Below are 2,971 nucleotides of genomic sequence, written 5' to 3'. Positions count from 1 at the left end.
GTCGATCACTGCGTCAACGTGGGCACCGCCGTACGGGTGCGGGGGTCGGCGCGACCGGGGGCGCACTGGCGGATCGGCATCCGGGACCCGCGTGACGAGCAGGTGTGCAAGGCGTTGTTCGCGCATGACCTGGCGGTCGCGACGGCGCAGGACCCGGGCCGCCGCTCGGTGACGGTGGTGGGCCCGGACCTGGGCGCGGCCTGCGGTTACGCGGCCGCCCTGCGCGCGATGCCGCCCGCCCCTGCGCGGCGGTTCGCCGACCGCCTGGGCATGGCCGGGCCGTACGACGTACTGCTCGTCGAACGAGACGGCCGTACGACCGGCACCCCCGGCCTGGCCGAATACGGCGCCGCCGCCGGCACCCGCCTCGCCGGCTGAACCACCCCGGCCCGCACACCACGACAAACCACATGCACCCGCCTCGCCGATCGAACCGGCCGTGGTCCGCACATCACCGCGCCCGCACTGCCGACCGAGGGCCGCGCCTAGGCGACCGCGCGGTCCGGAATGTGCGCCTGCCCTGGTGGGTGACACCGGCGGCGGGCGTGAGCGGTAACGGCGTACGGAACCGGCCGGCGGGGGCCTAGGCGTCGGGGTGTCTGCCCAGGTAGTCGAGGTAGATCGGGCGCAGGGCCTCGCCCAGGCGGCCCTCACCCGAGGCCATGGCGTCGCTCAGCAACGCCGAGATCTTGCTGAGGTCGTTCGCGGCCTCGTCGCTGTGCCCGGTGGCCGCCTCGGCGGCCGGGATCGCCTTCAGCAGGTCCCACAGGAAGCCGAAGTCGCCGTGCCGCACGGCGTAGCGCACCGCCCGATCGTGCAGCTCCCTGGCGGAAAGCGACTCCAGACCGTCCGCTCCCATCGAACGCCACCCCCTCTCGGTGCTCTTCCCCGCCGTGGTCGTGATCACGCTGCCGTACCCCTGATGTCCGGCGGCTAACCCCCGCGACACCCCCTCCTGGCCCGAGGTGGACGCATAGAGTCGATCTGGGCAGGGTTTTCCGCCCCGGGCACTACCCGTCCGCCGATCAGACCTGGGAGGATGCCTCAGCGTGAAAATAATCATCAAGATTCTCGTGGTGGCCGCCGCGCTATGGGTGGCCACCCAACTCGTGCCGGGCATCAGCGTCGGTGGTGAGACCACCACGAAGACGGCGCTGACCCTGCTGGGCGTGGCGTTGATCTTCGGCCTGGTCAACGCGGTGCTCAAGCCGATCATCCACACCCTCGGCTGCGCGTTCTACATCCTCACGCTGGGGTTGTTCGCCCTCGTGGTGAACGCCGGCCTGATGCTGCTGACGAGCTGGATCGCCCAGCAGCTCGGCCTGGCCTTCCATGTCGAGGGTTTCGTCAGCGCCCTGCTCGGCGCGCTGATCGTCGGCATCGTGAGCTGGATTCTGGACCTCATCATCCCCGACTGACCGCGAGCGCCGGCCCGGGAAAGGGCTCAGCCGACACCCGGGCCGAGCGCGGCGCGCGGCGTCCGATCAGCCGGCATGGCCGACCGACCCGCGTTCGCGAAGCTCCGGGGCCTGGACGATACGGCGGCGGCGGGTGCCGCCGTCGGCAGCGGCGATCATCAGGCGTACGGCGGCGCGGACGATGCCGTCGATGTCCCAGTTGACGGTGGTGAGCCCCGGTGTGAGCAGGCTCGACATGGGATGGTCGTCGTACCCCATCACCGACAGGTCCCCCGGGATGCGCAGCCCGCGTTCGTCCGCCGCCGCGTAGACGCCGTACGCGATCGAGTCGGCGAAGCAGAACACCGCCCCCGGCGGGTCGTCCCCGCCGAGCACGCCGTGCGCCGCCGCGGTGGCTCCCGCCAGCGACTGGGGGGCGGTGACCAGCTCGATGTCCAGGCCGAGCCGGACGGCCTCGGCCGTGACGTGGACGTCGGCGGGCCGGTCGGGGGTGCTGGCCATGGTCGGGGTGAGCACGGCGATCCGGCGGTGGCCGTTGTCGCGCAGGTGCTCCAGGGCCATCGTGGTGCCACGGCGGTTGTCGAAGACGACCTCGCCCGCCGTACGGGCCTCGCCCAGGGCGTCGCCGATCGCGACCACCGGAACGGTGTCGCACATCTCGGCCCAGAACTCCGCGGCCGGATCGACCGGCTGCACGATGAGCCCGTCCACCCGCTGGTCGCGAAGCTGCTGGGCGAGGGTCCGCTCGCGGGTCGGGTCGCCGGAGGCGTCCAGGATGAGCGCGTAGCGGTCGTTGTCCTTCAGCGCCCGGCCGATGCCGACCGCCAGCGCCTGCTGCCACAGGTCGGCCAGTGAGCCGCAGAGCAGGCCGATCATGCCGGTCCGGCCGCTGGCCAGGGCGCGGGCGATGGGATCGGCCTCATAACCCAGCTCGGCGGCGGCCCGGCGGACGCGCACGATCGTCTCGTCGGAGACCTGCATGCCGCGCAGCGCGTAGGAGACCGCGGCCGGGGAGAGGCCGGTGGCCTTGGCCACCTCGCGGATGGTGGCTCTCTTACGCGGCTGCGTCACCTCGCAAGCTTATGTCGAACCCGGCCGGAGGGCGCGCTTACGCCCCGACGCGGCGGCCGGGTGGGCGAGTTGACACCCCGCGGTCCAGAGCGGTTCACTGAACCGCATCACTGAACCGATTCACACCCCTCCTTCAACTCGACGAAGACCATTGCCTATATTGTCAGTAGGGAATTGGGGGTTGAGAGATGGACGTGCACCAGCACCTGTGGACACCGGGCTTCATCGACGCGCTGCGCCGTAAGCACGCGCCGCCACGCCTGGACGGCTGGACCCTGCACCTTTCCGGCGAGGCCCCTTACGAGGTCGATCCACGCCACCACGACATCGCGCACCGCGCCGCCCTGGAGGACGCGAACGACCTGGCGCTGGTCTCGCTGTCCAGCCCGCTCGGCGTCGAGCACCTGCCCGCCGCCGAGGCCGTGCCGATCATCGACGCCTACCACGAGGACGCCCTGGCCCTCCCCCGCCCCTTCCGCGCG

Annotated in this window: 4 protein-coding genes and 1 pseudogene; 3 read left to right on the top strand and 2 right to left on the bottom strand. The window is 71.7% G+C overall.

The features are described from left to right. Positions 1–378: FAD:protein FMN transferase (locus C1I98_RS37300; RefSeq protein ID WP_233508519.1), on the top strand; the 378-nt coding region annotated here is incomplete at its 5' end. Positions 379–583: 205 nt separating this feature from the next. Here the strand turns inward: C1I98_RS37300 and C1I98_RS37295 are convergent. Then, positions 584–859 (bottom strand): hypothetical protein, encoded by a 276-nt coding sequence (locus C1I98_RS37295; protein WP_111171969.1) that lies wholly within the window; start codon positions 857–859, stop codon positions 584–586. 190 nt (positions 860–1,049) lie between these two features. On the opposite strand from C1I98_RS37295, the gene C1I98_RS37290 reads away from it, so the two are divergent. After that, complete coding sequence (locus tag C1I98_RS37290; RefSeq protein ID WP_111171968.1) at positions 1,050–1,418, top strand: phage holin family protein; 369 nt, start codon at positions 1,050–1,052, stop codon at positions 1,416–1,418. Between the two features lie 66 nt (positions 1,419–1,484). Here the strand turns inward: C1I98_RS37290 and C1I98_RS37285 are convergent, their stop codons facing one another. Continuing rightward, positions 1,485–2,489, bottom strand: coding sequence for a LacI family DNA-binding transcriptional regulator (locus tag C1I98_RS37285; RefSeq protein ID WP_233508518.1), 1,005 nt, complete (start codon positions 2,487–2,489; stop codon positions 1,485–1,487). A gap of 188 nt (positions 2,490–2,677) precedes the next feature. On the opposite strand from C1I98_RS37285, the pseudogene C1I98_RS37280 reads away from it, so the two are divergent. Continuing rightward, positions 2,678–2,971, top strand: a pseudogene (locus C1I98_RS37280) (amidohydrolase); the annotation flags it as partial.

Origin of the sequence: Spongiactinospora gelatinilytica (assembly GCF_003236385.1) — a bacterium.
Lineage (GTDB): Bacteria > Actinomycetota > Actinomycetes > Streptosporangiales > Streptosporangiaceae > Spongiactinospora > Spongiactinospora gelatinilytica.
This window is presented reverse-complemented; position numbering and strand designations above follow the sequence as displayed.

What these genes read in the sequence shown, in the direction of transcription:
- C1I98_RS37295 (WP_111171969.1), bottom strand. Translation starts at nt 859, where the DNA reads ATGGGAGCGGACGGTCTGGAGTCGCTTTCCGCCAGGGAGCTGCACGAT.